We start from the raw sequence: 25,344 nt of genomic DNA, 5'->3' as shown, positions 1-25,344 counted from the left end.
ATAGAAAAAGCGTGTAAATCACAACTGATTTACACGCTTTTTATTTTGATTCGATTGCTTTTACAAGGCGGATAAGCCAATATAAGAAAATCCATGGCAGTATGTAAGTTGTTACTACATGGACTAGGCGAGGGAGAAAACCAGCTATGTTCATATCAAAAATAGGAAGAAGTAAATAATTGATTGCGACGATTAGTATAATTACGAGAAACGTATAATTGAGTTTATCAGTCGATTTCATAATAATCACCCCTGATTACAAATATATCCACTTTATTTAAATTATAGCAATAAATATGATAGAAAAGAACAAGTAATGATTATAATTATTGTGCGAAATTTGATATAATAAAAGAACGAACGTTCTGATTAGGGGTGAGTACTATGCGAGAAATGTATCCCAAAAAAGGTCGTGTTATTTTACATGTAGATATGAATTGTTTTTTCGCATCTGTTGAAATTGCTCATGACCCATCATTACAGGGGAAGCCGTTAGCAGTTGCTGGAAATGAAAAAGAAAGAAAAGGAATTATCATAACATGTAGTTATGAGGCGAGAGAATATGGAATACGTACAACGATGCCACTTTGGGAAGCGAAAAGGTTATGTCCACAATTAGTTGTAAGGCGCCCTAATTTTACATTATATCGTGAAGCTTCATTTCAAATGTTTCAAATCCTTTCCCGTTTTACGGAAAAAATACAACCAGTATCAATAGATGAGGGATATTTAGATATTACAGATTGTTACGCACTCGGTTCGCCTCTTGAAATAGCAAAGATGATTCAGCAAGCGTTATTAACAGAGTTACAGTTGCCGTGTAGCATCGGAATTGCTCCAAACCTTTTCCTAGCAAAAACAGCTTCTGATATGAAAAAGCCTCTCGGTATTACCGTGCTCCGAAAACGAGATATTCCAGAAATGATTTGGCCACTTCCGGTTGGAGCGATGCATGGAATTGGAGAAAAAACAGCTGAGAAATTAAAAGATATTCATATACAAACAATTGAACAGTTAGCAAAAGGAAATGAACATATCATTCGCGCTAAAATTGGAAAGCATGGTGTTGATTTACAAAGAAGGGCAAAAGGTGTGGATGATAGAGAAGTTGATCCGAGTCAAATGGGACAACATAAAAGCGTTGGTAATTCGATGACTTTTTCAAAGGATATGGATGAAGAAAAAGAATTACTTGATATGTTAGAAAGGCTATCAAAATCAGTGAGTAAAAGATTACAAAAGCGAACTCTTGTCAGCTATAATATTCAGATTATGATTAAGTATCATGATAGGCGGACAGTAACGAGGAGTAAGCAATTGAAAAATGCCATTTGGGAAGAACGAGATATTTTTCAAGCGGCCTCTCGTTTATGGAAGCAACATTGGGACGGCGATTCCGTTCGTTTATTAGGTGTTACAGCTACTGAAATAGAGTGGAAGACTGAATCGGTGAAGCAATTAGATTTGTTTTCATTTGAAGAAGATGCGAAAGAAGAGCCGCTACTTGCTGTCATTGATCAAATTAATGATAAGTATGGAATGCCGCTTTTACAACGAGGTAGTCAATTATTACGTAAGCAAGAAAAGTCTTTTCAGCAAAAATTAGAAAATAAGTTTATGTAGAAGGTGTCATGAAGCTGTAAATATCATGACACCTTTTATGTTCAACTTGCTTCTAAATCTAATGAAGTTTTCCAACCAGCTGCAGTAACGCCAGATTCTAATAGCATTCTGCTCACTATTTTTTCAATTAAGACTGCTGTATTTGTGTTGCAGTGTAATGTCGCTTGTATACATACTTTTTGATTCATAAAGAGAGCGATTGGGCGAAGTAGTATGTTTGCTAGTAAAACACCAGCTGCACCTAATATAGCTGCAATGAGGAAACCAGCGCCTGTAAGAGTACCAACAGCAGCTGCGCACCATAAGGTAGCCGCAGTATTAAGCCCCCTAATACTAAAACCATCGCGGATAATAACGCCGCCTCCTAAAAAACCAATCCCACTGACGACTTGAGCGGCAATACGTGAAGGGCTAGCATCGTGATCAATCATGACGGATAATAAAACAAATATACAGGCACCAAGTGATACGAGAGCATTTGTCCGTAGCCCAGCCATCCTATGTCTCCATTGTCGTTCCATTCCGATGCAAGCACCTACAATAATTGCAATAAATAATCTTAGTACAATGTCATACCATACCATCATGGTCACCTCCATACATATAAGTCCAAGTTATGTTTTTGAGAATGAGCGGGAAGCACCCGCTCATTCTCATTTTTATAACCAGCTATGAAACTTTTTAATATAAATTTTTTTTAGGAACTGTGTTAAGAAAGCATAGCCTAATAGTATTCCTATTAACCAAGGGAAATAGCTAAGTGGTAATGCTTGTAATCCAACGGCTGCTCCAAGTGGCGAGAATGGAATATAAATTCCGATTACCATAATACAAGCGGTTAATAAAAGAACCGGTACTGATGCAGTACTTTGAATAAACGGAATCTTCTGTGTTCTTATCATGTGAACAATTAAAGTTTGTGTTAGCAATCCAACGACAAACCAACCAGATTGGAATAATGATTGTTCGCTAGCTGTATTTGCACCGAAGACGTTCCACATGACCACATAGGTGATGATATCAAATATGGAACTAATGGGACCGATGCAAATAATGAAGTTCCGTAAATTTGCAGTATCCCATTTTCTTGGTTTTTCTAAAAATTCTTTATCCATTTTGTCCCATGGGATAGACAGTTGTGAAATATCATAAAGTAAGTTTTGAATTAAAAGGTGAATGGCAAGCATCGGCAAGAAAGGAATGAAGGCACTTGCTACTAACACACTAAATACATTTCCGAAGTTAGAGCTCGCTGTCATTTTAATGTATTTCAAAATATTACCGAATGTAGTGCGTCCTTCTAAAATACCTGCTTCTAATATCATTAAGCTTTTTTCAAGTAGAATAATATCGGAAGACTCTTTTGCAATATCAGTTGCAGTATCAACAGATATGCCAACGTCAGCTTCCCGTAACGCTACGGCGTCGTTAATGCCATCTCCCATATAACCTACAGTGTGTCTGTTTCCTTGTAATACTCGTATAATGCGAGATTTTTGCATTGGATTTAGTTTAGCAAAAACAGTTGTTTCTTCGGCTAGCTTTGCTAATGCTTTATCAGGTAAAGCATCGATTTCGTAACCAAGGATAGGCTCGCCAATATTTAATCCAACTTCTTTACATACCTTTTTTGTCACGATTTCGTTATCACCAGTTAAAATTTTTACTTGTACACCATGTTTTTGTAATGCTTGAATGGCAGTAGCGGCAGATGGTTTCGGTGGATCTAAAAAGCCAATATATCCAGCGAGAATCATATCATTTTCATCTTGTACGGCGTACTCTTTATTATTTGTTGGTCTATTTTTTTTATAAGCTACAGAAATAACGCGCATACCTTCACTATTCAAAGTCTCACTTAGTTGTTTTACATGTAAGCGCATGTCATCGGTAAGAGAAGCAATTTTGCCATCTATTTCAGTGTAGTTGCAAATAGATAAAATTTCTTCTACAGCCCCTTTACAGACCATTGTATGTTCACCTGAATTGTTTTTTACAATGACGGACATACGCCGACGAGCAAAGTCAAATGGAATTTCATCTAGTTTTTGAAAAACGGATGGATCAAATTTTTGATTTTCTTCTGTATGTTTTATAACAGCTTTATCTATTAAATTTTTCAATCCTGTTTGATAGAAGCTATTTAAATAGGCAAAGTGTAATACACGATTACATGTATTACCATTAGGATCTAAGTGCCGAACAAGTACAACTTTATCTTCTGTTAAAGTTCCTGTTTTATCGGTACAAAGAATGTTCATAGCACCTAAATTTTGAATAGAATTCAGCTGTTTTACAATTACTTTCTGTTTAGACATGTTAACGGCACCTTTAGCTAAATTAGCAGTCACAATCATTGGTAACATTTCAGGTGTTAGACCAACTGCGATTGCAATAGCGAAGAAGAAAGCTTCTTGCCAATCCCCTTTTGTGAATCCGTTAATGAGAAGAACGATAGGTGCCATAATAAGCATGAATGTAATTAAAAGCCAGCTTACTTTGTTTACACCTTTATCAAAGCTTGTTTCTACGCGCTTACCGATTACTTTATTTGCTAAAGAGCCAAAATACGTATCGGTACTTGTGGAGATGACAACCGCTCTTGCGCTACCACTTACAATATTTGTCCCCATGAAGCAAAGATTTTCCATATCGAGTGGATTGTAATTTTTTTTCGTGCTTTTCGGTAATAGATGTTTATTTTCTGTATGGTAGCAGTTTTCGTATTTTTCTACAGGAAGTGCTTCTCCTGTTAAAGAAGATTGGTTCACAAATAAATCTTTAGCCGATAAAATACGCACATCAGCTGGAACAATGTCTCCGGCTGAAAGTGAAATAATATCGCCAGGTACAAGTTCCTCAATTGGAATTTCCGTTGTATCAGTTTGCTTTAAAATTTTTACATTTTTTGTTTCGTGTACAAATCCATCTATTCTAAAGACACTCGCTGTTGTTCGAACCATAGCCTTTAACTGCTCTGCAGCTTTTTGAGAACGAAATTCTTGTAAAAAGCGAATCGTTGCACTTAGCATTACCATTACAGATACGACAATCGTTCCTTGTATGTCATCTGTGAAAAAAGAAAGTGCGCCGAGGGCTAATAAAACAAAAATAAATGGATTTTTAAATGCCAGCAGAAATTGAATGTACCACGGTGATGTTTTATTATGAGCTATTTCATTAAGGCCATATAAAGAAAGTCTACGAGACGCTTCTTCTTTAGAGAGTCCATTTTCTGTTGTTTCTAAAAGTCGTAACGCTTTGTTTGCATCCTGCGTTGCGACTTCCACTAATAATTTGTGATTTGTTTTCATACAATCTTGATCGTATGAATGTTTCGTTTCTTGTCTTTGTAAATTTAACATCGGTAGTTCCTCCTTTTTCATGAAGGAGGAAACAAGCTGTTACTCGACTATTTAAAATTAGGAGGAACAGTTTCTTTCCTACCTACATGATGAAATATTAACTTAAAACATATGGGTATCTGGGCCGAATCATCAATTGCCAACTGTTCCTCACCTCCGTACAATTTAGTAGTTTCTGAATATGCTATGTTTGTTTCATAGTAAGGTGCATATATACGTAAAAAGACCTTTACTCAAAACGAGTAAAGGTCTGAATTCGCAGTTAAAAGAGTCCACAACAAAGACTGTTAGTAAGCATAAATCAAAACAGTTTTTGTGTATGACAAAATACATGCACCTCTCCCTCGTTGAGTTTTAGCACTGTATAGCATAGGTACTGAAACCAGCTACGTTAAAAAAGGCCTTCATTCCGACCTTTCTTGTTGACCCATTGGCGTCTCTCGACATTTTTGGGCAGCAGCGTTTCTCTATACAGGAGCCTCACCTAACAGAGACCATATTCAATTACATGTTGAATGTTAGCACTGAAATTTTGTAGTGTCAACATATTTTTTGAAAACTCAAATAGATTTATCTTGGCTATATAGTAGGAAATAAGCGGAGTTTTTTTGAAATAAGGTTGGAAAATAAATATTGTAATGAACATAAATAAAAAGCACTGATCACAGTGCTTTTTGTTATAGATTATGAGATTGTAACATTTTCAAAAATAACAATCTCTGAACTGTTTGCAGTTGAAACGCGTTGTGCATAATATGTTAAAGCTGAAGAAATATATGTTGGTAACGAATCATTTGTATGTGTTGTTGTATATTCATGGATTAACTCTTTCAAAGTCGTCCATTCTAATTGTGCTGGGTGATCAGACACGAAAGAACTTACCCAGCGATCAAATGAAGATGAAAAATCAGTTTGTAAACGAAATGCTTCTTTCATAATAAAACGCTCCCTTAAAATGTAGTATAATCATTTTAACATAAAACACGAACGATATCCAAACTTTTTGAGTATAATGTTCGTGATATATAGTTGTCTAGATGATTGGTTATGTAAATTCGATTTGCCATTTGAAATAACATTCCGTAAGATGAAAGGTAGATTATATAAAGAGCTGGAGGAAAGAAAGTGGAATTTGTATTTTTAGGAACTGGTGCAGGTGTTCCTTCGAAAGGAAGGAACGTTTCAGCAATTGCTTTGCAATTGTTAGAAGAACGAGGACAAACTTGGTTATTTGATTGTGGCGAGGCGACGCAACATCAAATATTACATACATCAGTACGTCCACGCCGCATTGAAAAAATATTTATTACGCATTTACATGGTGATCATATTTTTGGATTGCCTGGCTTATTAGGAAGCCGTTCGTTTCAAGGAGGGACTACACCTTTAACAGTGTATGGACCAAAAGGAATTAAACAATTTATTGAAGTAGCATTATCAGTAAGTACGACACATGTAAAATACCCACTTGAAATTGTTGAGATAACAGAAGAAGGTACCGTGTTTGAAGATAATGAATTTCATGTGGAAACGAAAAGATTGTCACACGGTATTGAATGTTTTGGGTATCGTATTATAGAGAAAGATATACAAGGCGCCCTTTTAGTCGATAAATTGCTGGAGATGGGTGTGAAACCAGGTCCACTCTTTAAGCGTTTAAAAGATGGAGAAGTGGTTGAATTGGAAAATGGTACGATACTAAACGGACAAGATTTTATCGGCCCACCTCAAAAAGGAAGAATTATTACCATTTTAGGTGATACAAGATTTTGTGAAGCGAGTAGAGAGCTGGCACAAGACGCTGACGTACTAGTTCATGAAGCAACTTTTGCGGCAGAAGATGAACAACAAGCGTATGATTATTTTCATTCCACATCTAAGCAAGCTGCGAGTATTGCACTTCAGGCAAATGCAAAACGATTAATATTGACTCATATTAGTTCTCGTTATCAAGGGGATACGTATAAGGAATTATTGAAAGAGGCAAGAGAGCTATTTTCTAATACAGAAATAGCAACGGATTTAAAATCATTTCCAGTAGAAAGATAATAATGATATGAAAAAATGGCGACGAGAGGTTGCCATTTTTTTTTCTAAAAAAATTAAAATAAAACTGTTATCATTTTATGCTTATATTAGATGAAACAGAAAGTTTTAATGATGTGAAAATATAGGATAAAAATACATAGTATCGATTATTTAGAAAAACTGTTATATAAGTCAGACGACATACGAATGATACAAATAGCAAAAATGGATTTTTATTCAGAACTTTTAAAATTCATTAAAAGTAAGCGTTTTATTAAAAACAAGTTATAATGAGGGCAGATTATAATTTATCCCACTTTAATGGGCAGTAAGACTCTACCTCAAAATTCGCGAATGCGAGGAATTTAAGCGAGAGATAACTGCTCGTAAAAGCACGATTGTTGTGGGCTAATAATTATTGGGAATGGACAAAACTCCCGCTGATTATAGTTTCACTTGTTTATGCTATCCTTGTAAGTGGTTCTGTGTTAAACTTTGGATTGCTACCAGACTTTATTGTGGATTAGCTTATATTATTTTTAAATGAAGGTAATGCTAAGTTTCTTATTTATTATGACAACTAGTATTATTTCAGGATAGATTGTTTCATTGTTATTCAAAAACGATCCAATTCGTATAGCGGAACAAATTCGTAGTACAACTGGAAAAGCAACCGATTTGGTAGCTTAATAGAATAGTAAAAAATTTTTTCATAGAGGTTTAGGGGGAGTTATGATGAAGTATCGCTCAGTATTTGATATTATCGGTCCAGTTATGATTGGTCCATCAAGTTCACATACAGCAGGCGCAGCACGAATGGGGCAAGTTGCTCGCCAGCTGTTTCGTCATGAACCAGAAAGAGTAAGCATTTCATTATATGGATCATTTGCAAAGACGTATCGTGGGCATGGTACAGATGTAGCGCTAATAGGTGGGATATTAGGGTTTGAAACAGATGACTTACGTATTCCAGAGGCGCTAGAGATAGCAAAAGAGCGCGAAATTGAAGTGGAATTCATTGAAGAGGATGCCAATGCACCTCACCCAAATACAGCAAGAATTCGTTTGTATAAAGGTGAAGAAGAAATTGAAGTTGTTGCTTGCTCAATTGGTGGCGGTAAAATTGAAGTTGTAGAATTAAACGGATTCGATCTTCAATTATCAGGCACGAGTCCAGCACTACTTATTGTAAATAACGATCGCTTCGGTGCTATTGCAGCAGTAGCTTCAATCCTTGCGAAACACGAGATTAACATTAGTACAATGAGTGTTTCTCGTAAAGAAAAAGGAAGAAGAGCGCTTATGGTCATCGAAACAGATGAAATATTAGCAGATGAAGTGATTGAAGAAATAAAAGCGCAACAAAATATTTGTCAAGTAACTATTATGGAATAATTGCAGGGGGGACACACCATGTTTCGGAACGCAGCGGAACTAGTGGCGCAAGCTAAAGAACAAAATGTAAAAATCGCAGAAATTATGATTCAATGTGAAATGGAAACAAGAAGTATTTCACGTGAAGAAGTAATTGCTGGTATGGAAAAGAACTTAGTCGTGATGGAGCAAGCAGTAGAACGTGGTATTCGCGGAGTGAAATCACCAACTGGTTTAACTGGTGGAGATGCTGTAAAAGTTCAGGCGTATATGAAGAGTGGAAAAGGCTTATCTGGAGATACGATTTTGGACGCAGTGAGTAAAGCTGTTGCAACAAATGAAGTAAACGCAGCGATGGGAATTATTTGTGCAACACCAACAGCAGGGTCTGCTGGAACAGTGCCAGGTGTACTATTTGCACTAAGAGAAAAATTGCAGCCTACACGTGAAGAAATGATTGAATTCTTATTTACAGCAGGAGCTTTCGGTATGGTTGTTGCGAATAACGCTTGTATTTCTGGTGCAGCGGGAGGATGCCAAGCTGAAGTTGGTTCAGCAAGTGGAATGGCAGCTGCAGCTGCAGTTGAAATGGCTGGTGGAACACAAGAGCAAGCAGCTACAGCGATGGCAATTTCATTAAAGAACATGCTTGGTTTAGTATGCGATCCTGTTGCAGGACTTGTAGAAGTACCTTGCGTAAAACGTAATGCAGCAGGAGCTGCAAATGCGATGATTTCAGCTGATTTAGCATTAGCTGGTGTAACGAGTACTATTCCATGTGATGAAGTAATTGAGGCGATGTTTAGAATCGGACAAACGATGCCAGTAGCACTTCGTGAAACAGCTGAAGGTGGACTTGCAGCAACACCGACTGGTCGCCGTCTGCAAGAAGAGATTTTTGGGAAGACGAATAACTAAAAATATATGTTTATAAAAAATGGAGCTCAAGTAAGATTGAGCTCCATTATTTATTTTTCTTTTGTTAACTGTTCTAACGTTTTCCCAAGATTATGTGATCGTTGCGCTGCCTGTGTAATACAAGAAATAAGCGCTTGTTGAAATTGGTGTTCTTGTAATACTTCAATGCCCGCTTCGGTCGTTCCACCAGGAGAGGTAATTTCCTTTCGCAAAATAGACGGGTGTTTTTCACTTGCTTTTAGCATTTCAGCAGCACCAATCATCGTTTGGAGAATAAGTGACTTTGCAACATCTTCTTTTAAACCGATTTTTTTTGCAGCTTCTTCCATCGCTTCTACTACGTAATAAATATAAGCAGGCCCGCTTCCGGATAATGCAGTGACAGCATGCATATCTTCTTCCTCTACAACAGAGACGAGACCGATCGTTTCAAATAAAGCTATGGCAGTTTGAATATGTTCCTTTGTTGCATGTTTTGAAGGTGAGATAGCAGTAGCTGATTTTAAAATAGCTGCAGATGTATTTGGCATGGCACGAATAATCGGAACGTCTTTTTGAAGTAGATTTCTAATTGAATGAGTAGAAACACCTGCTAATAACGAAATAATAAGCAGGTTATTATGTATGTCTTCTTGAAAAGGGGTAAGCGCTTCTGCAACATCTTTTGGCTTCATTGCTAGAAAAAGAATATTTGTATTAGTAAGTAGTTCTTTTTTATTATGTGTACCTTTGACACCGTATTTGTTATGTAGCTCCTGTAACCTTGTCTCATTAGAACGATTACTTACAGTAATTTGTTCGCCTTTCACAACATTTGCATGTAACAAGCCACCAATAATCGCTTCAGCAATAGAGCCTGCACCGAGAAAGGAAATGTTTTGAATAGACATGATGTTCCTCCTTTAATTTTGGTTAGAAATTCTTATAAATGTACATACATTCGTTTTTTTCTAGGAAACACCTCTTTTTATCTGAAAATAATGACAAATATATAAGGAAGTTGTAAACTGAAGAAGTATTCATTTTTGAACCGGAAAGAGACAGGGGGGCTAAGCATGAAGGCGATTCACCGAATGGAGATTCCTGTGCCATTTGCAGTTGAAACTGTGAATGTGTTTTTAGTTGAGGGGGAGACATTAACATTAATTGATACAGGGACGAATACAGAAGAGGCAAGAAATGCGTTAGAAAGTCAGTTATGTACATTAGGATATACGATAGAAGATATTAAAACAGTAGTTATTACGCATCATCATGCGGATCATTGTGGGCTTTTAAATATATTTTCTGAGAAGACGAACATTATTGGACACCCTTGGAATGAGCCGTGGATCACGCAAAATCCAGAATTTTTAAAGCGATATCATGAGTTTTTTAGAGAGACGGCTTTACAATTTGGTGTTCCAGCAGCATTTTTGAAAGACGAGGCGTTATTGACGACAAGGACACTGAAATATTCTTGTAATAGATCGCTAACGCATACTGTGAGAGAGGGAGATCGTATTGATTCAATGCCTGGTTTTACAGTAATTGAAACACCGGGTCATGCTTCCACTCATATTTCATTATATAGAGAATCTGATGGAATACTAATTGGAGGGGATGCTCTCATTAGTCATATTTCTTCGAATCCAATATTAGAACCACCATATGAAGGACAAACAGAAAGGGCGCGCCCGTTATTACAATATAATCAAACGTTAAAGCGTTTAAGTGAAATGAATATTTCACGCATTTTATCAGGACATGGAGAAGATGTTCTAAATGTGAAACAACTTATTGAAACGAGATTACAAAAGCAAGAAACACGTGCATTTAAAGTGCTTGAGTTATTAAAGGAAAAACCAATGACAGCATTTGAAGTATGTGTAAAACTATTTCCGGTATTGTATAAGGAACAATTGCCACTTACTATTTCAGAAACGGTTGGACAATTAGACTTTTTAGCATATAATCAACAAGTGATGATTGATGAATCGTCGCAACAATTGATTTATTATGCAAAGTAGGTGACAGCAATGACGGGACGTTTACAAAATAAAGTAATCGTCATTACAGGTGCTTCTAGTGGAATTGGAGAGCAAGTTGCAATGCAAGTTGCAGAGCAGGGGGCGACTCCAGTATTAATAGCTAGAACAGAAGAGAAATTAAAAGCGCTAGCAGACAAAATTAAAGAAACTTATAATACGCCTTGCTATTATTATGTATTAGATGTAAGTGAAGAGACGGAAGTACAATCTGTTTTTTCAAAAGTATTACAAGAGGTAGGATGTATTGATATATTAGTAAACAATGCAGGATTTGGTATTTTTAAAACGTTTGAAGATGCGTCAATGGATGAAGTGAAAGATATGTTCCAAGTAAATGTATTTGGATTAGTAGCTTGTACGAAAGCGGTACTACCTTATATGGTGAAAAGAAACGAAGGACATATTATTAATGTTGCTTCACTTGCTGGGAAAATTGCAACTCCGAAATCGAGTGCGTATGCAGCGACGAAACATGCAGTACTAGGCTTTACGAATAGTTTACGCATGGAGTTATCTAGTACAAATATTTTCGTAACAGCGATTAATCCAGGTCCGATAGATACAAACTTTTTTGAAATAGCTGATCAATCCGGTACATATGTGAAAAATATGGGACGATACATGTTAAAACCAACATATGTAGCAGAGCAAATTGTAAAAGCGATGCAAACGAAAAAGCGTGAAGTAAACTTACCGAAATGGATGGGCATTGGTCCAAAACTGTATGCTTTATTCCCAGGTTTATTTGAGCGCGTAGCAGGCAAATCATTAAGTAAAAAATAGGAGATTTCCATATGGAAATCTCCTATTTTTTTATCCCGCTTTAATGGGCAGTAAGACCCCCACCTCAAAATTCAGCGAAAGCAAAGAAGTTAGGTGGGGGATCAACTGCCCATAAAAGTCCGATTGGTGAGGGCTGATAATCAGTGGGGGATGAAGAAAACCCCCACTGATTAAAGTTTCACTTTATTTTCCAGTCACATAATCGTAAACGATATCCTCAACTGCCTCGTATACATCAATTTCAGTATTTGAATGAATAATCGTTTGAATATGTTTAATAAGCATTTCCTGATCCTCATTTGACATAGGATTACATTGATATTGCTGAAAACTTTTTATAATCATTTTCTCAATTAATTTTTCATTCATGTTTTCCCCGCCTGTATGTACGTATGTATTGTTTTATTGTACTTGAAGTGAAATAAAAAAACTACTATGCACTATTTGTGTATAAAAATTCTGTTGTGTATATTGTTTTTCTAGTAAAATTAAGTTTTTTAAGTTTATGAAATTTATAAATATTTAATTGACTCTATAAATATACAATATTATAATCATACTTAATTTAAAGAATCGATATGAGGAGGAGCATATGAAAGTCGCGATTATTGGAGCAACTGGGTATGGAGGTATTGAGTTAATTCGGTTATTAGAACAACATCCATATTTTTCGATAGCATCTCTCCATTCTTTTTCACAAGTTGGCGAGTGTATAACAAATGTATATCCGCATTTTCAAAATGTTCTTGTTCATACGTTACAAGAAATTGATGCGGAGGAAATAGTGAAAGAAGCAGAAATTGTATTTTTGGCAACCCCGGCAGGAGTATCAGCAGAGTTAACTCCAAAATTATTAGCAGTAGGTTTAAAAGTAATTGACCTATCTGGAGACTTTCGTATGAAAGATCCTTTCATATATGAACAGTGGTACAAAAGGGCAGCTGCAAAAGAAGAAATTCTTAGTAAAGCTGTATATGGGCTAAGTGAATGGAAAAGGTCCGAGGTTCAAAATGCAAATTTAATTGCAAATCCGGGATGTTTTGCTACAGCTGCATTATTAGCGACATTGCCATTAGTTCGTAGCGGCATAATTGAAGAAGATTCGATTATTATTGATGCGAAATCAGGAGTATCTGGAGCAGGAAAAACGCCAACAACGATGACTCACTTTCCTGAGTTATACGATAACTTGCGTATTTATAAAGTAAATGAGCATCAACACGTTCCTGAGATTGAGCAAATGCTCGCGGAATGGAATAGAGAAACGAAGCCAATCACGTTTAGTACACATTTAATACCGATATCACGTGGGATTATGGTTACACTTTATGCGAAAGTAAAGCGAGAAATGGAAATAGAACAACTTCAAAAATTATATGAAGAAACGTATGAACAATCGGCTTTTGTTCGAATTCGCATGCAAGGAGAGTTTCCAAGTCCGAAAGAAGTGAGGGGCTCAAATTATTGTGATATGGGGATAGCTTACGATGAAAGAACAGGAAGAGTGACAGTCGTTTCTGTTATAGACAATATGATGAAAGGTGCGGCTGGGCAAGCAATTCAAAATGCAAACATAATAGCGGGACTAGAAGAAACAACAGGTTTACAACATATGCCGCTTTATCTATAAGGGGGGACATGATGATTAAAGTAGCGTCTATTACAAAAGTAGAAAATGGTTCGATTGTAACTCCAAAAGGTTTCTCGGCCATTGGCAATGCAATTGGTTTGAAAAAAGAGAAAAAGGATTTAGGGGCAATCGTTTGTGATACACCAGCATCATGTGCCGCTGTTTATACAACAAATCAAATACAAGCAGCTCCCTTGCAAGTAACGAAGGATAGTATAGCGACTGAGGGGAAATTACAAGCTATTATTGTCAATAGTGGAAATGCAAATGCTTGTACAGGAATGAAAGGATTACAAGATGCTTACGAGATGCGTGCATTAGGAGCAGAACATTTTGGATTGAAAGAAAATTATGTTGCAGTAGCTTCAACAGGTGTAATTGGTGTTCCGCTGCCGATGGATATAATCCGAAATGGGATTGCTACTCTTATCCCAGCGAAGGAAGAAAGGGAAGCTCATTCTTTTTCTGAAGCGATCTTAACGACGGATCTTATAACGAAAGAAACTTGCTATGAAATGGTGATTGATGGGAAGAAGGTGCTGATTGCTGGTGTTGCGAAAGGTTCAGGGATGATTCATCCAAATATGGCAACGATGCTAAGTTTTATTACGACAGACGCTCATATAGAGCATGACGTATTACAAACAGCATTATCACAAATCACGAATCATACATTCAATCAAATTACGGTAGATGGAGATACTTCTACGAATGATATGGTCATCGTTATGGCAAGTGGATTATCAGAAACGAAACCAATCAATATGGAACATGCAGATTGGGAAACTTTCGTATTTGCTTTACAGAAGGTATGTGAAGATTTAGCGAAAAAAATCGCACAAGATGGTGAGGGCGCTACGAAGTTAATAGAAGTAAATGTGTTAGGAGCTCGAACGAATGAAGAGGCAAAGAAAATTGCAAAGCAAATAGTCGGTTCGAGTCTTGTGAAAACAGCAATACATGGTGAAGATCCAAACTGGGGGCGAATTATTAGTAGCATTGGACAAAGTGAAGTCGCGATTAACCCAAATACAATTGATATTACTCTTCAATCTATTGCAGTGCTGAAAAATAGTGAACCTCAAATGTTTTCTGAAGAGGAAATGGAAATGAGGTTACAAGAACATGAAATTATGATTGATGTGTATTTACATTTAGGAGAAGAGACCGGATCAGCTTGGGGCTGTGACTTAAGCTATGAATATGTGAAAATAAACGCTTGTTATCGTACATAAGGAGAGGGAAGATGAGCGATTATATTGTAGTGAAATGCGGCGGTAGTATGTTGGATCAATTACATGATGTGTTTTTTGATTGTATAAAGAAATTGCAACAGAAGTATAAAGTAGTGATTGTCCATGGCGGTGGCCCAGAAATTGATGCCAAATTAAAAGATTGTAACATCAACGTAGAAAAAAAAGATGGATTACGGGTAACACCAAAAGAAGTTATGGATATTGTTCAAATGGTGCTATGCGGAAGTACGAATAAAAAACTTGTAATGAATTTACAAAAGCATAATTTACATGCGGTAGGTTGCTCAGGGTGTGATGGCAAGTTACTTCAAGTTCAACCTGTCAGTGAGGAGATAGGATATGTGGGAGAAGTAAGTTATGTCGAAACGGCCTTACTAAAAGGATTAATAAATATGAATTATATTCCTGTTATTGCTCCGGTCGGCATAAATGATAATGAGATTTATAACATAAATGCGGATACCGCCGCAGCTGGAATTGCGGCTGCATTATCTGCAAAAGAGCTCATTTTTATTACAGATGTAGATGGGGTATTACATGAAGGAAAGTTACTAAAGAAAACGGATGAATTTGAAATTGTGAATTTAATAGAAAAAGGAGTTATTACCGGTGGGATGATTCCGAAAGTACAGGCAGCACTAGCATCATTAAAAATGGGAGTGCAAAAGGTTAGTATCGTAAATGGGACGAAGGATTTTACCGAGGTTACAGGTGAGTGTATCGGAACGACGGTAACGAGGGGTGTGAGTATTGCATGACAAGTCATCTTTTTCAAACGTATGGAAGAAGAAAGAGTGAGTTTGTAAAGGGAAAAGGAACGAAAGTTATTGATCATAACGGTAAGCAATATTTAGATTTTACATCGGGAATTGGCGTATGTAATTTAGGGCATTGTCACCCTACTGTTATGAAAGCTGTACAAGAGCAACTGCATGAAATATGGCATATATCTAACCTGTTTACAAACAGCTTACAAGAAGAAGTCGCGTCATTATTAACAGAAAACATAGCATTAGATTATGTGTTCTTCTGTAATAGCGGGGCAGAGGCCAATGAAGCAGCTTTGAAGTTAGCCCGTAAGCATACTGGAAAATCTCTCGTCGTAACATGCAAGCAGTCTTTTCACGGTAGAACATTCGGAACGATGAGTGCGACGGGGCAAAATAAAGTGAAAGAAGGATTTGGTCCGCTCCTTCCATCTTTTTTACATACGCCTTTTAACGATATAAAGGCATTAGAGGAAGTAATGAATGAAGAAGTTGCGGCAGTAATGATAGAAGTTGTTCAAGGAGAGGGAGGAGTCATACTTGCTGATCTATCTTTTTTGAAAGCGATTGAAGCATTATGTAAGAAGTTCGGGTCCTTATTTATTATAGACGAAGTCCAAACAGGGATCGGAAGAACAGGGACATTATTTGCTTACGAACAAATGGGAATAAAACCTGATATCGTTACCGTCGCAAAGGCACTTGGAAACGGGATTCCTGTCGGAGCAATGATTGGTAGGAAAGAACTTGGAACATCGTTTACTGCAGGATCACATGGTTCAACGTTTGGCGGGAATTATATTGCAATGGCTGCGGCGAAAGAAGTATTGCAAATAACTAAGAAACCATCGTTTTTAAAAGAAGTAAAGGAAAAGGGCGAGTACGTATTACAGAAGTTGCAAGAGGAATTACAACATGTCGAATGTATTCAAAATATACGTGGTAAGGGGCTTATGGTTGGAATTGAATGTACGCATGAAGTTGCAAGTTTTATAGAACAACTAGAAAAAGAGGGACTTCTCGTATTACAAGCAGGGCCTAATGTTATAAGACTATTACCACCACTTATTGTGACGAATGAAGAATTAGAACAGGCAGTATATATGATAAAAAAAGTAGTTTGTACAAAAAACGTATCAATTATATAAAGGGGGAAGTTTCATGTCAACTGTACAAGTACCGAAATTAAATACGAAAGATCTTTTAACACTAGAAGAATTAACGAAAGAAGAAATTATTTCTTTAATTGAGTTCGCAATATATTTAAAAAAGAATAAGCAAGAGCCTTTACTGCAAGGCAAAATATTAGGTCTTATCTTTGATAAGCATTCAACTCGTACTCGTGTATCTTTTGAAGCAGGAATGGTACAGCTCGGGGGACATGGTATGTTTTTAAGTGGAAAAGAGATGCAAATGGGAAGAGGAGAAACCGTTCCAGATACTGCGAAAGTATTATCGCAGTATATTGACGGGATTATGATACGTACATTCTCACATGCGGATGTAGAAGAGCTTGCGAAAGAATCGAGCATACCTGTAATTAACGGTTTAACGGACGATCATCATCCTTGTCAAGCATTGGCAGACTTAATGACAATATACGAAGAAAAAAATACATTTAAAGGAATAAAATTGGCTTACGTCGGTGACGGAAATAATGTATGTCATTCATTGTTGTTAGCGAGTGCAAAAGTCGGAATGCATATGACTGTTGCAACGCCTATAGGATATGAACCGAATGAGAAGATTGTAAAAAAAGCGTTAGCGATTGCTGAAGAAACAGGAGCGAAAATTGAAATTTTACATAATCCTGAATTAGCGGTGAGTGAAGCAGATTTCATTTATACTGACGTTTGGATGAGCATGGGGCAAGAGGGAGAAGAAGAGAAATATACTTTATTTCAACCATACCAAATTAATAAAGAACTTGTTAAGCATGCGAAGCAAACGTATCGTTTCTTACACTGTTTACCTGCCCATCGTGAAGAAGAAGTAACAGGCGAAATTATAGATGGACCAAAATCTATCGTATTTGAGCAAGCCGGTAATCGATTGCATGCGCAAAAAGCATTATTAGTAAGTTTATTTAAAAATGTAGAAGAGCTTTCCTAAAGGATGTACACCTTCAGTTGTTAGATGTAAATAACTGGAGGTGTGCTTTTTTATATTGAAATGTCGTATGTATATTTGGTTAACCATCTTTATATCATTTATAATAAAAAGAGTAAACTAAATTTGTTTTTCATATCATGTAAGGACATACTAGATAAAAAAATATAGTTAAAGAGATGATGAATTTGAAAACAACTAAGAAAACATATTCGTTTTTTCAGCGGATGTGGAGAATATTAAAGTTTCAATATTATAAGTTGCTTCGATCACCAGAAGGAGCGAAGAAAGTATCGTTAGGTTTTGCGATTGGTTTTGGTTTAGAGATGTTGGTTATATATACAGCATCGCTCGTCTATTTAATATTTTATCCAATCGTCAGGTTAGCAAAGGGATCTTTTCCTGCTGCGGTTATTGGCAATATTATTGGAAAAATATCGTTTCTCCCAGTAGTTTTATTTCCGCTTGCGTATGCGCTAGGGAAAATGATTTATCCATTTCATGTACAAAAAATACATCATGAACCCTTTACGATATCGGACTTGTTTTCAAGTCACATTTTTACGATATTAAAGAGCTTATTACAGAGTGAAGTGTATGTATTAATTGGAATGACGATTTTAGGGGTTGTGTTTGGTGTAGTTTCATATTTCGTGGTGCATTATTTATATGAAAAGAACCGTAAGTTACGTTTAAAGAACAGAAAGAAAAGAGTGAGAGAACCACTCATGCAAATATAAAGAGTGTAACACTCATTTTCTCCTTTGAATATGTTTAAGAAAAAGGAGGAGAGAATGAATGTATTATTATTACGTACCTCAAGTATATCCATATGTAAATTATTATCCGGTTTATGATACGAGTAGGCAATACGAATTATACCGACAACAACAATTACCGCAAATACCATCGCAACAACCTACGCAAGATCAAAAACCATATTTAACGACATGGCCATATTCAAATGTATATTATGGTAATTATTACGAATCATAAAGCTGCTTCTATTTAGAAGCAGCTTTATGCGTTTGTTTTCAAAATTAAATTTTGAATGGTTTGAAGAGAGTGAATGAGCTTTTCACGTTCTTCCTCAGATAACGTTTGAAAATTTTCTTTTAATTTGTCTAAAATGAATTGCTGATACTGATTTACTAACAATTTCCCTTCAGCTGTTAGGGAAATTAAAATGACCCGTCGATCTTTTTCGCTATAATGACGCTCTATTAGTTCTTCTTGAATCAGTTTGTTTAATAGAGGTGTCATGTTAGGCCGTGAAATCGCTAGCCGCTTGCCGATTTCGGAAACTGCTAATGTGCCATTTTCATGCAGAAGCAGTAATACTTGTGTATGTGATGGCGGCATATGTCTTTGAGAAGAAAATTCTCCAGGAAGCATAAATTTGCGATAAAAAAGAGGCACTAGCGAAAGAAGATGATCAACAATACGTTCCCACTCGCGTGATTCCATATAAAGGCCCCCTTCCACTCTCATTGTAACAAAAAAGACATGTTATAAAAATAGAATTGTTTCATGGGAATTTTAATATTTGTAGGCCAACACTTTTTTTGTAAAGGAATCGGCAATAATCGTATAGCCTTTATCATTTGGGTGTACTTGGTCAAAGAGCAATTCTTTTTTATCATTCGATATTAATTTACGAATTGGCAAAACGATAGATGGTTGATTCGCTTTTGCAATGGAATAAACGGATTCATTCCAGCCATCTAAAAACATATCTGCATAACTTGCGATGGAGTCATCGAGTTGTAACGGGTTATAAAGTTCAGAAAGAATGAGTAAAGCATCCGGATTTTGATCTCGGACTGTCTTTACAATATTTTTTACATCCGCTTCAAAATGAGCTTTTTCTTTATTTAACATTTTAATACCGTCTATAACACCGACATCACGATTTAAGCGAAACAAATTATTTCCCCCAATGTTAATTGTAATAATATTGGCTGCTCTAATTTTTTGCTTTACATCTTCTGAGTCAACCTTTTTAGCGAGACGATCGGTTGTAAGACCGTTTATCCCAAGGTTTTCTACAGTAATTGGTTTATGAATTTGTGCTTCTATTTGTTTAGAGGCTAATTCAGCAAATCCACCTTGTGTCGATCCATATCCTTTGGCGAGCGAATCACCTAGTACGAGATGATAGAAGGAATCGTTTGTTTGCTTATCAATCCAACTTGGAGTAGATGTTTTTTCTGTTTTTTCTTCGGGTTCATTTTGTTTTGTCTCATCGTTCTTTTCAAAATAAGAATAAGAAATGATTAGAAGGAGGAGACAAACAATTGTTAAGATGACTTTTTTCATAAATTCATCCTCCTTGTAATTGGTAATTGTATCATATTCAGCAGTATTAACAATGTAAGGGCATATTATATGTTTATGAAAAGTTTACAATAACTTTACAGAAAATTTGTAGAAGTATGTCAAAAAATATTGACGATATGAAAGTACATTATATATGATAATGTCAGATAAGGTGAAATTTTAATTAGTAGGGCTTTATTTCCCGATGAGTAAAATCTCACCAATCGAGCGTTTAAGAGGACTACTCATTAGCGCAGGATGAAATGAAAATCTTATCTCCAATAGAAGAAAAAAGGTATGTAATTAGAGACGGATTCATTTCATTATTTTTGGTAATTGTATAAGGGGGATTTTTTGTGAAAAAGTCAAAAAAAATGCTAGCTGGAGCAACTCTTGCTATTGGTGTTATAGCGCCGCAAGTATTGCCAGCAACAGCTCATGCGGATGAGCAAACTGGGGAGAGTACGGTTAACTTACGAATTCTAGAAACATCAGATATTCACGTTAACTTAATGAATTACGATTATTATCAAACGAAAACCGATAATAAAGTAGGTCTCGTGCAAACTGCAACACTTGTGAATAAAGCGCGTGAAGAAGCGAAGAACTCTGTCCTGTTTGATGATGGGGATGCATTACAAGGGACACCGCTTGGAGATTATGTAGCGAATAAAATAAATGATCCGAAGAAGCCTGTGGATCCTAGTTATACGCACCCATTATATCGTTTAATGAATTTAATGAAGTATGACGTCATCTCTCTTGGGAATCATGAATTTAACTACGGTTTAGATTATTTAAACAAAGTAATTAGTAAAACAGAATTCCCGGTTATTAACTCGAACGTCTATAAAGATGATAAAGATAATAATGAAGAGAATGATCAAAATTACTTTAAACCATATCATGTTTTTGAAAAAGAAGTAGAAGATGAATCAGGTCAAAAACAAAAAGTGAAAATTGGCGTAATGGGATTTGTTCCACCTCAAGTTATGAACTGGGATAAAGCAAATCTAGAAGGAAAAGTGAAAGCAAAAGATATAGTTGAAACAGCGAAAAAAATGGTGCCAAAAATGAAAGCAGAAGGTGCCGATGTTATCGTTGCACTAGCGCATTCAGGTGTTGATAAGAGTGGATACAACGTTGGCATGGAAAACGCATCGTATTATTTAACAGAAGTTCCTGGTGTAGATGCGGTATTAATGGGACATTCACATACTGAAGTGAAGGACGTATTTAATGGTGTTCCAGTTGTAATGCCTGGTGTCTTTGGAAGTAACTTAGGTATTATAGATATGCAATTGAAAAAAGTAAATGGAAAATGGGAAGTACAAAAAGAGCAATCGAAGCCGCAACTTCGTCCGATTGCTGATAGTAAAGGAAACCCACTCGTACAATCTGATCAACATTTAGTTAATGAAATTAAAGATGATCACCAAGCGACAATTGATTATGTGAATACTGCTGTAGGAAAAACGACAGCGCCAATTAATAGTTATTTCTCATTAGTACAAGATGATCCTTCTGTACAACTTGTGACAAATGCACAAAAATGGTATGTAGAAAAGTTATTTGCTGAAAATGGGCAGTACAGCAAATATAAAGGAATTCCAGTTTTATCTGCAGGAGCACCATTTAAAGCAGGTGGCCGAAACGGTGCTACATATTATACCGATATTCCAGCTGGAACGTTAGCAATTAAAAACGTGGCAGATTTATATGTATATCCAAATACGTTATATGCTGTAAAAGTAAATGGGGCACAAGTAAAAGAATGGCTTGAAATGTCTGCAGGTCAGTTTAATCAAATTGATCCAAAGAAAACAGAAGAACAGCCGTTAGTAAATATAGGTTATCCTACATATAACTTCGATATTTTAGATGGCTTAAAATACGAAATTGATGTAACACAACCGGCGAAATACGATAAAGATGGAAAAGTTGTAAATGCAAATACGAATCGTATTGTAAATATGACATATGAAGGGAAGCCAGTAGCTGACAATCAAGAATTCATCGTCGCTACAAATAACTATCGCGGAAGCAGCCAAACGTTCCCGGGTGTAAGCAAAGGGGAGGTTGTATACCAATCACAAGATGAAACGCGTCAAATCATTGTGAAGTATATGCAAGAAACGCCAGTTATTGATCCAGCAGCAGATAAAAATTGGACGTTTAAACCGATTGTTGCCGATAAATTACATACAACATTCGATTCTTCACCAAATGCACAAAAGTATATAAAGAAAGATGGAAAAATATCATATGTTGGACCATCTGAAAATGAATTTGCTAAATATGCAATTGATATAACGAAGAAGAACGATGATGATAAAGAAACTGGTGGAGAGAATCCAACAACACCGCCAACAGGTGAAGGAAATAATGGAGAAAATCCAACGACACCACCAACAAGTGAAGGAAATAATGGAGAAAATCCAACGACACCACCAGCAGGTGAAGGAAATAATGGAGAAAATCCAACGACACCATCAACAGATGAAGGTAATAATACAGGATCTGGACAAACTACAACGGATAATCAAAACGCAAAAGAAACAACAACTGTAAGTGAAAAGAAAGAAGAACGTGATTTACCGAAAACAGGTACAAGTGTTGTTTCTACAATTGGAGCAGGTTTGGCGTTTGTTGGAGCAGGATTCCTTCTGTTATTTAGAAGAAAGAAAGCAAATAGATAGTGGAGAAATATAAAAAGGATTACCGATTCAGGTAATCCTTTTTGATATATTATGAAAGTGTTACAGCTTTTTCCTTCTTCCATGAAAGGCCAAATCCAGTAAAGCCGACGATAATTGTTACAACTGGACAAGCTAAGCAGAAGATTGCGAATGGAACGTAATCAAAAGTTGGAACGCCAAGGACGTTCGATAAGAACACGCCACTTACTCCCCATGGTACGAGCGGGTTAATAACTGTACCTGCATCTTCTAATACACGTGATAAATTACGACGTTCTAAACCGACTTCATCATATTTATTAGCGAATGCTTGTCCTGTTAAAACGATAGATAAGTACTGCTCACCAAGTAAGAAGTTCACACCGATTGCAGTTGAAGCAGTAGAAATAATTAAGCGTGTGCTAGTTTTTACGAAGCTAGAGATGATATTCATTAGCTGCGTAATAATACCCATTCCTTGTAATAATCCTCCCATACAAAGAGCTAGGAAAATAAGAGCGATTGACATCATCATACTTTGCAGGCCACCGCGAGATAATAAGCTATCAATATCTTTCATACCAGTTTTAGAAACGTAACCGTCTTGCATAATTTTCATTAAATCAGTTAAAGAAGTACTAGGTTTAAATATAAATAGGATAATGATCCCTACTATAATTCCAGCAAGTAATGTTGGAACTGCTGGAACTTTTTTAAATGCGAATAGGAACAGTAATAAAATAGGAATAAGTGTAACGATAGAAATCGTTGCATTTTTCTCTAATGTGCTAATGAAGTTTGTGAAGTCAACGTCTCCACTAGTACCGCTTCCTAAAATGAAAAATGCGATAAAAGCAATAATGAAAGCTGGAACTGTTGTCCAAAGCATGTTACGAATATGCTCAAATAAATCTACACCCGTTACAGCTGGCGCTAAATTTGTTGTATCAGATAAAGGAGACATTTTATCTCCAAAGAATGCACCAGAAATAATTGCACCAGCGATTAGGGCAGGATCGTATCCGAGAGCACTACCCATGCCCATAAAGGCAAGTCCTACAGTTGCGGCAGTTGTAAAGGCACTACCGATACTTGTTCCAACAATTGCACAAACTACAAAAACAGTTGGAATGAAAATTTTTGGGGATACAAGCTGGAAGCCGTATACCATTAAAGTTGGAATTGTTCCAGCAGCGATCCAAACACTAATTAATACGCCTACAAGTAAGAATATAAAAATAGATGGAATACCAGCTGAAATACTACTTATCATTCCTTTTTCCATCGTAGACCAATCAATTTTTTTCATAAATCCAAATGCTAATAAAAAAACGATACCAAATAAAATTGGGATGTGTGGTGAAACTTCTAATTGAATAACACTAAAGCCAATGCAGAAAAAGATAAATACTGTTAAAAGAACAGATTCAATTTTTGAAACCATTGTTTTCCCCTCCTAAGTAATCTAAAATAGCTCTTTTTTATATAAAATTCGCCAATATTGTTTATTTCCTTCTAAATTTTAGAATTTTGTGACAAATTACCGGTAATTGTTGTTTCTTTAATATGATACGGAAATGAATGGATAAAAAAACGTCCCTGCATATAATTATGCAGGGACGAAGAAATCGCGGTACCACCCTAGCTTGTGAAATGAATGTATCACAAAATAAAGGGTCGTATGGTATGCGCTAATAAAATAAAAACGCCCCTGCAACATATGCAGGGACGAAAAGTTCGCGGTACCACCCTAAATTGTGAAACAGTGTCGTTTCACCACTCTTTAGATATAACGGTCTATAACCGTCTTTCACTACTCCTTACGTTTCGTAAAAGAAGCTCCAGGGGGTAATTCATAATTCGCTCTGTACTGGTTCGCACCGACCACCAGCTCTCTGAAAGCAGAAATCGAAATACTACTAAATCCTATCAATGCCGATTCATATGATGTTAGTTAAATTTTTATCATATATTCGTCTCACATGTCAATAAAAATATTCAATGATTTTTTAGGGAAATAAAGGAGAACGATTTTAATCCTATGAAATTGTGCGTTATAATGAATTTGAAAGGGGAGGAAAGAGTGAAGAAAAAAATAATTCTTTTTACCACTTTACTAGTCATTGGCGGAAGTGCTGGCATTTACACAGCTTTTGCAGCTGAATCAGAGCAGGTGAAGCAAAAGCAAATACAGCAGTTAGAAGTGAAGAAAGCGAAAGAAGCTGAAGAGAAGAAGTCGATGGAAAAAGCAGCTGATAAACTAGGGGTTTCTACGGAAGGAAAAACAAAAGAAGAGGTTGCGAAAGAAGTAAATAAGGCTAGATTTGAGCAGCATCATGATTTATTAATTGAGCATGCGAAGCAACTTGGAATTGATACAGAAGGAAAAAAGGATGAAGAGATTATTTTAGAAATCGGAAAGATACAACATGGAAAGTAGAGCAACTTATCGTATGATAGGTTG

24 protein-coding genes, 1 pseudogene, 1 riboswitch and 1 other annotated feature are annotated in these 25,344 nt (G+C 36.3%); of the genes and pseudogenes, 16 read left to right on the top strand and 9 right to left on the bottom strand.

Annotated features, from left to right (window positions below; translation table 11 throughout):
* Positions 1 to 40: 40 nt before the first annotated feature.
* The gene (locus tag ACTFRN_RS03415; protein ID WP_000842873.1) at positions 41 to 241 is read right to left on the bottom strand and encodes a hypothetical protein; all 201 of its coding nucleotides are present in this window, start codon (positions 239 to 241) and stop codon (positions 41 to 43) included.
* Between the two features lie 143 nt (positions 242 to 384).
* Between ACTFRN_RS03415 and ACTFRN_RS03410 the strand changes: the two genes are divergently transcribed.
* The gene (locus ACTFRN_RS03410; protein ID WP_001208836.1) at positions 385 to 1,623 is read left to right on the top strand and encodes a DNA polymerase IV; all 1,239 of its coding nucleotides are present in this window, start codon (positions 385 to 387) and stop codon (positions 1,621 to 1,623) included.
* Positions 1,624 to 1,664: 41 nt separating this feature from the next.
* Here ACTFRN_RS03410 and ACTFRN_RS03405 read toward each other — a convergent pair whose 3' ends face one another.
* The 3 genes from ACTFRN_RS03405 to ACTFRN_RS03395 all read right to left on the bottom strand — a co-directional run bounded on the left by ACTFRN_RS03405 (position 1,665) and on the right by ACTFRN_RS03395 (position 5,924).
* Positions 1,665 to 2,207, bottom strand: coding sequence for an MgtC/SapB family protein (locus ACTFRN_RS03405; protein WP_124878199.1), 543 nt, complete (start codon positions 2,205 to 2,207; stop codon positions 1,665 to 1,667).
* Between the two features lie 75 nt (positions 2,208 to 2,282).
* The gene (mgtA, locus tag ACTFRN_RS03400; RefSeq protein ID WP_049112515.1) at positions 2,283 to 4,988 is read right to left on the bottom strand and encodes a magnesium-translocating P-type ATPase; all 2,706 of its coding nucleotides are present in this window, start codon (positions 4,986 to 4,988) and stop codon (positions 2,283 to 2,285) included.
* A 331-nt stretch (positions 4,989 to 5,319) separates the two neighbouring features.
* Positions 5,320 to 5,487, bottom strand: a riboswitch (M-box (ykoK) riboswitch).
* Positions 5,488 to 5,672: 185 nt separating this feature from the next.
* Positions 5,673 to 5,924 (bottom strand): DUF3932 family protein, encoded by a 252-nt coding sequence (locus tag ACTFRN_RS03395; protein ID WP_014893524.1) that lies wholly within the window; start codon positions 5,922 to 5,924, stop codon positions 5,673 to 5,675.
* 189 nt (positions 5,925 to 6,113) lie between these two features.
* On the opposite strand from ACTFRN_RS03395, the gene rnz reads away from it, so the two are divergent.
* The 4 genes and pseudogenes from rnz (at position 6,114) to sdaAA (ending at position 9,308) form a co-directional block, all read left to right on the top strand.
* The gene (gene rnz / locus ACTFRN_RS03390; RefSeq protein WP_000397447.1) at positions 6,114 to 7,037 is read left to right on the top strand and encodes a ribonuclease Z; all 924 of its coding nucleotides are present in this window, start codon (positions 6,114 to 6,116) and stop codon (positions 7,035 to 7,037) included.
* Positions 7,038 to 7,414: 377 nt separating this feature from the next.
* A pseudogene (locus ACTFRN_RS03385) lies at positions 7,415 to 7,672 on the top strand (hypothetical protein).
* 79 nt (positions 7,673 to 7,751) lie between these two features.
* The gene (sdaAB, locus tag ACTFRN_RS03380) at positions 7,752 to 8,411 is read left to right on the top strand and encodes an L-serine ammonia-lyase, iron-sulfur-dependent subunit beta (RefSeq protein WP_000877446.1); all 660 of its coding nucleotides are present in this window, start codon (positions 7,752 to 7,754) and stop codon (positions 8,409 to 8,411) included.
* An 18-nt stretch (positions 8,412 to 8,429) separates the two neighbouring features.
* The gene (gene sdaAA / locus ACTFRN_RS03375; protein WP_000489463.1) at positions 8,430 to 9,308 is read left to right on the top strand and encodes an L-serine ammonia-lyase, iron-sulfur-dependent, subunit alpha; all 879 of its coding nucleotides are present in this window, start codon (positions 8,430 to 8,432) and stop codon (positions 9,306 to 9,308) included.
* Positions 9,309 to 9,358: 50 nt separating this feature from the next.
* Here sdaAA and proI read toward each other — a convergent pair whose 3' ends face one another.
* On the bottom strand, positions 9,359 to 10,198 hold the full coding sequence (proI, locus tag ACTFRN_RS03370; protein WP_000027269.1) for a pyrroline-5-carboxylate reductase ProI: 840 nt from the start codon (positions 10,196 to 10,198) through the stop codon (positions 9,359 to 9,361).
* 165 nt (positions 10,199 to 10,363) lie between these two features.
* Here proI and ACTFRN_RS03365 point away from each other — a divergent pair, with 165 nt between their 5' ends.
* Both ACTFRN_RS03365 and ACTFRN_RS03360 read left to right on the top strand, forming a co-directional pair.
* Positions 10,364 to 11,317, top strand: coding sequence for an MBL fold metallo-hydrolase (locus ACTFRN_RS03365; RefSeq protein ID WP_088106419.1), 954 nt, complete (start codon positions 10,364 to 10,366; stop codon positions 11,315 to 11,317).
* 9 nt (positions 11,318 to 11,326) lie between these two features.
* Positions 11,327 to 12,121, top strand: a complete 795-nt coding sequence (locus ACTFRN_RS03360) for an SDR family oxidoreductase (RefSeq protein WP_049112521.1) — start codon at positions 11,327 to 11,329, stop codon at positions 12,119 to 12,121.
* A gap of 183 nt (positions 12,122 to 12,304) precedes the next feature.
* Here the strand turns inward: ACTFRN_RS03360 and ACTFRN_RS03355 are convergent, their stop codons facing one another.
* Positions 12,305 to 12,490 carry a YqzH family protein gene (locus tag ACTFRN_RS03355; protein WP_001003210.1) on the bottom strand — a complete coding sequence of 62 codons (186 nt, stop codon included), beginning with the start codon at positions 12,488 to 12,490 and terminating at the stop codon, positions 12,305 to 12,307.
* A gap of 223 nt (positions 12,491 to 12,713) precedes the next feature.
* On the opposite strand from ACTFRN_RS03355, the gene argC reads away from it, so the two are divergent.
* From argC to ACTFRN_RS03320, 7 genes are all read left to right on the top strand, one after another.
* Positions 12,714 to 13,751, top strand: a complete 1,038-nt coding sequence (gene argC / locus ACTFRN_RS03350) for an N-acetyl-gamma-glutamyl-phosphate reductase (protein WP_000861216.1) — start codon at positions 12,714 to 12,716, stop codon at positions 13,749 to 13,751.
* A gap of 11 nt (positions 13,752 to 13,762) precedes the next feature.
* Complete coding sequence (gene argJ, locus ACTFRN_RS03345; protein WP_000598419.1) at positions 13,763 to 14,986, top strand: bifunctional glutamate N-acetyltransferase/amino-acid acetyltransferase ArgJ; 1,224 nt, start codon at positions 13,763 to 13,765, stop codon at positions 14,984 to 14,986.
* Positions 14,987 to 14,997: 11 nt separating this feature from the next.
* Entirely contained in the window at positions 14,998 to 15,765 is a 768-nt protein-coding gene (gene argB / locus ACTFRN_RS03340) for an acetylglutamate kinase (protein WP_049112185.1), read from the top strand.
* Positions 15,762 to 16,922, top strand: a complete 1,161-nt coding sequence (gene argD / locus ACTFRN_RS03335) for an acetylornithine transaminase (protein WP_000200519.1) — start codon at positions 15,762 to 15,764, stop codon at positions 16,920 to 16,922. Before argB ends, argD begins: the two co-directional genes overlap by 4 nt.
* 13 nt (positions 16,923 to 16,935) lie before the next feature.
* Positions 16,936 to 17,886: an ornithine carbamoyltransferase gene (argF, locus tag ACTFRN_RS03330; RefSeq protein WP_000108855.1), complete on the top strand. Its 951-nt coding sequence runs from the start codon at positions 16,936 to 16,938 to the stop codon at positions 17,884 to 17,886.
* A 176-nt stretch (positions 17,887 to 18,062) separates the two neighbouring features.
* A complete protein-coding gene (locus ACTFRN_RS03325) occupies positions 18,063 to 18,623 on the top strand; it encodes a DUF2062 domain-containing protein (protein WP_014893525.1) in 561 nt (186 codons plus the stop codon).
* A 58-nt stretch (positions 18,624 to 18,681) separates the two neighbouring features.
* Complete coding sequence (locus tag ACTFRN_RS03320; RefSeq protein WP_000291952.1) at positions 18,682 to 18,879, top strand: hypothetical protein; 198 nt, start codon at positions 18,682 to 18,684, stop codon at positions 18,877 to 18,879.
* A 24-nt stretch (positions 18,880 to 18,903) separates the two neighbouring features.
* Here the strand turns inward: ACTFRN_RS03320 and ACTFRN_RS03315 are convergent, their stop codons facing one another.
* Both ACTFRN_RS03315 and ACTFRN_RS03310 read right to left on the bottom strand, forming a co-directional pair.
* The gene (locus tag ACTFRN_RS03315; protein ID WP_000445817.1) at positions 18,904 to 19,350 is read right to left on the bottom strand and encodes a MarR family winged helix-turn-helix transcriptional regulator; all 447 of its coding nucleotides are present in this window, start codon (positions 19,348 to 19,350) and stop codon (positions 18,904 to 18,906) included.
* A gap of 72 nt (positions 19,351 to 19,422) precedes the next feature.
* Positions 19,423 to 20,202 (bottom strand): GDSL-type esterase/lipase family protein, encoded by a 780-nt coding sequence (locus tag ACTFRN_RS03310; RefSeq protein WP_000755835.1) that lies wholly within the window; start codon positions 20,200 to 20,202, stop codon positions 19,423 to 19,425.
* A gap of 356 nt (positions 20,203 to 20,558) precedes the next feature.
* Between ACTFRN_RS03310 and cpdB the strand changes: the two genes are divergently transcribed.
* A complete protein-coding gene (gene cpdB / locus ACTFRN_RS03305) occupies positions 20,559 to 22,901 on the top strand; it encodes a bifunctional 2',3'-cyclic-nucleotide 2'-phosphodiesterase/3'-nucleotidase (protein ID WP_074567426.1) in 2,343 nt (780 codons plus the stop codon).
* 49 nt (positions 22,902 to 22,950) lie between these two features.
* On the opposite strand, the gene nhaC is transcribed toward cpdB, so the two are convergent.
* Entirely contained in the window at positions 22,951 to 24,324 is a 1,374-nt protein-coding gene (gene nhaC, locus ACTFRN_RS03300; protein ID WP_000253749.1) for a Na+/H+ antiporter NhaC, read from the bottom strand.
* 277 nt (positions 24,325 to 24,601) lie between these two features.
* Positions 24,602 to 24,822, bottom strand: a binding site (T-box leader).
* Between the two features lie 141 nt (positions 24,823 to 24,963).
* On the opposite strand from nhaC, the gene ACTFRN_RS03295 reads away from it, so the two are divergent.
* Positions 24,964 to 25,320 (top strand): hypothetical protein, encoded by a 357-nt coding sequence (locus tag ACTFRN_RS03295; RefSeq protein ID WP_124878163.1) that lies wholly within the window; start codon positions 24,964 to 24,966, stop codon positions 25,318 to 25,320.
* The last annotated feature ends 24 nt before the right edge of the window (positions 25,321 to 25,344 follow it).

Origin of the sequence: Bacillus cereus group sp. MYBK245-2 (assembly GCF_051916145.1) — a bacterium.
Lineage (GTDB): Bacteria > Bacillota > Bacilli > Bacillales > Bacillaceae_G > Bacillus_A > Bacillus_A pacificus.
Note: the sequence above shows the minus strand (reverse complement) of the source record. Positions and strands in the feature narration are given on the sequence as shown.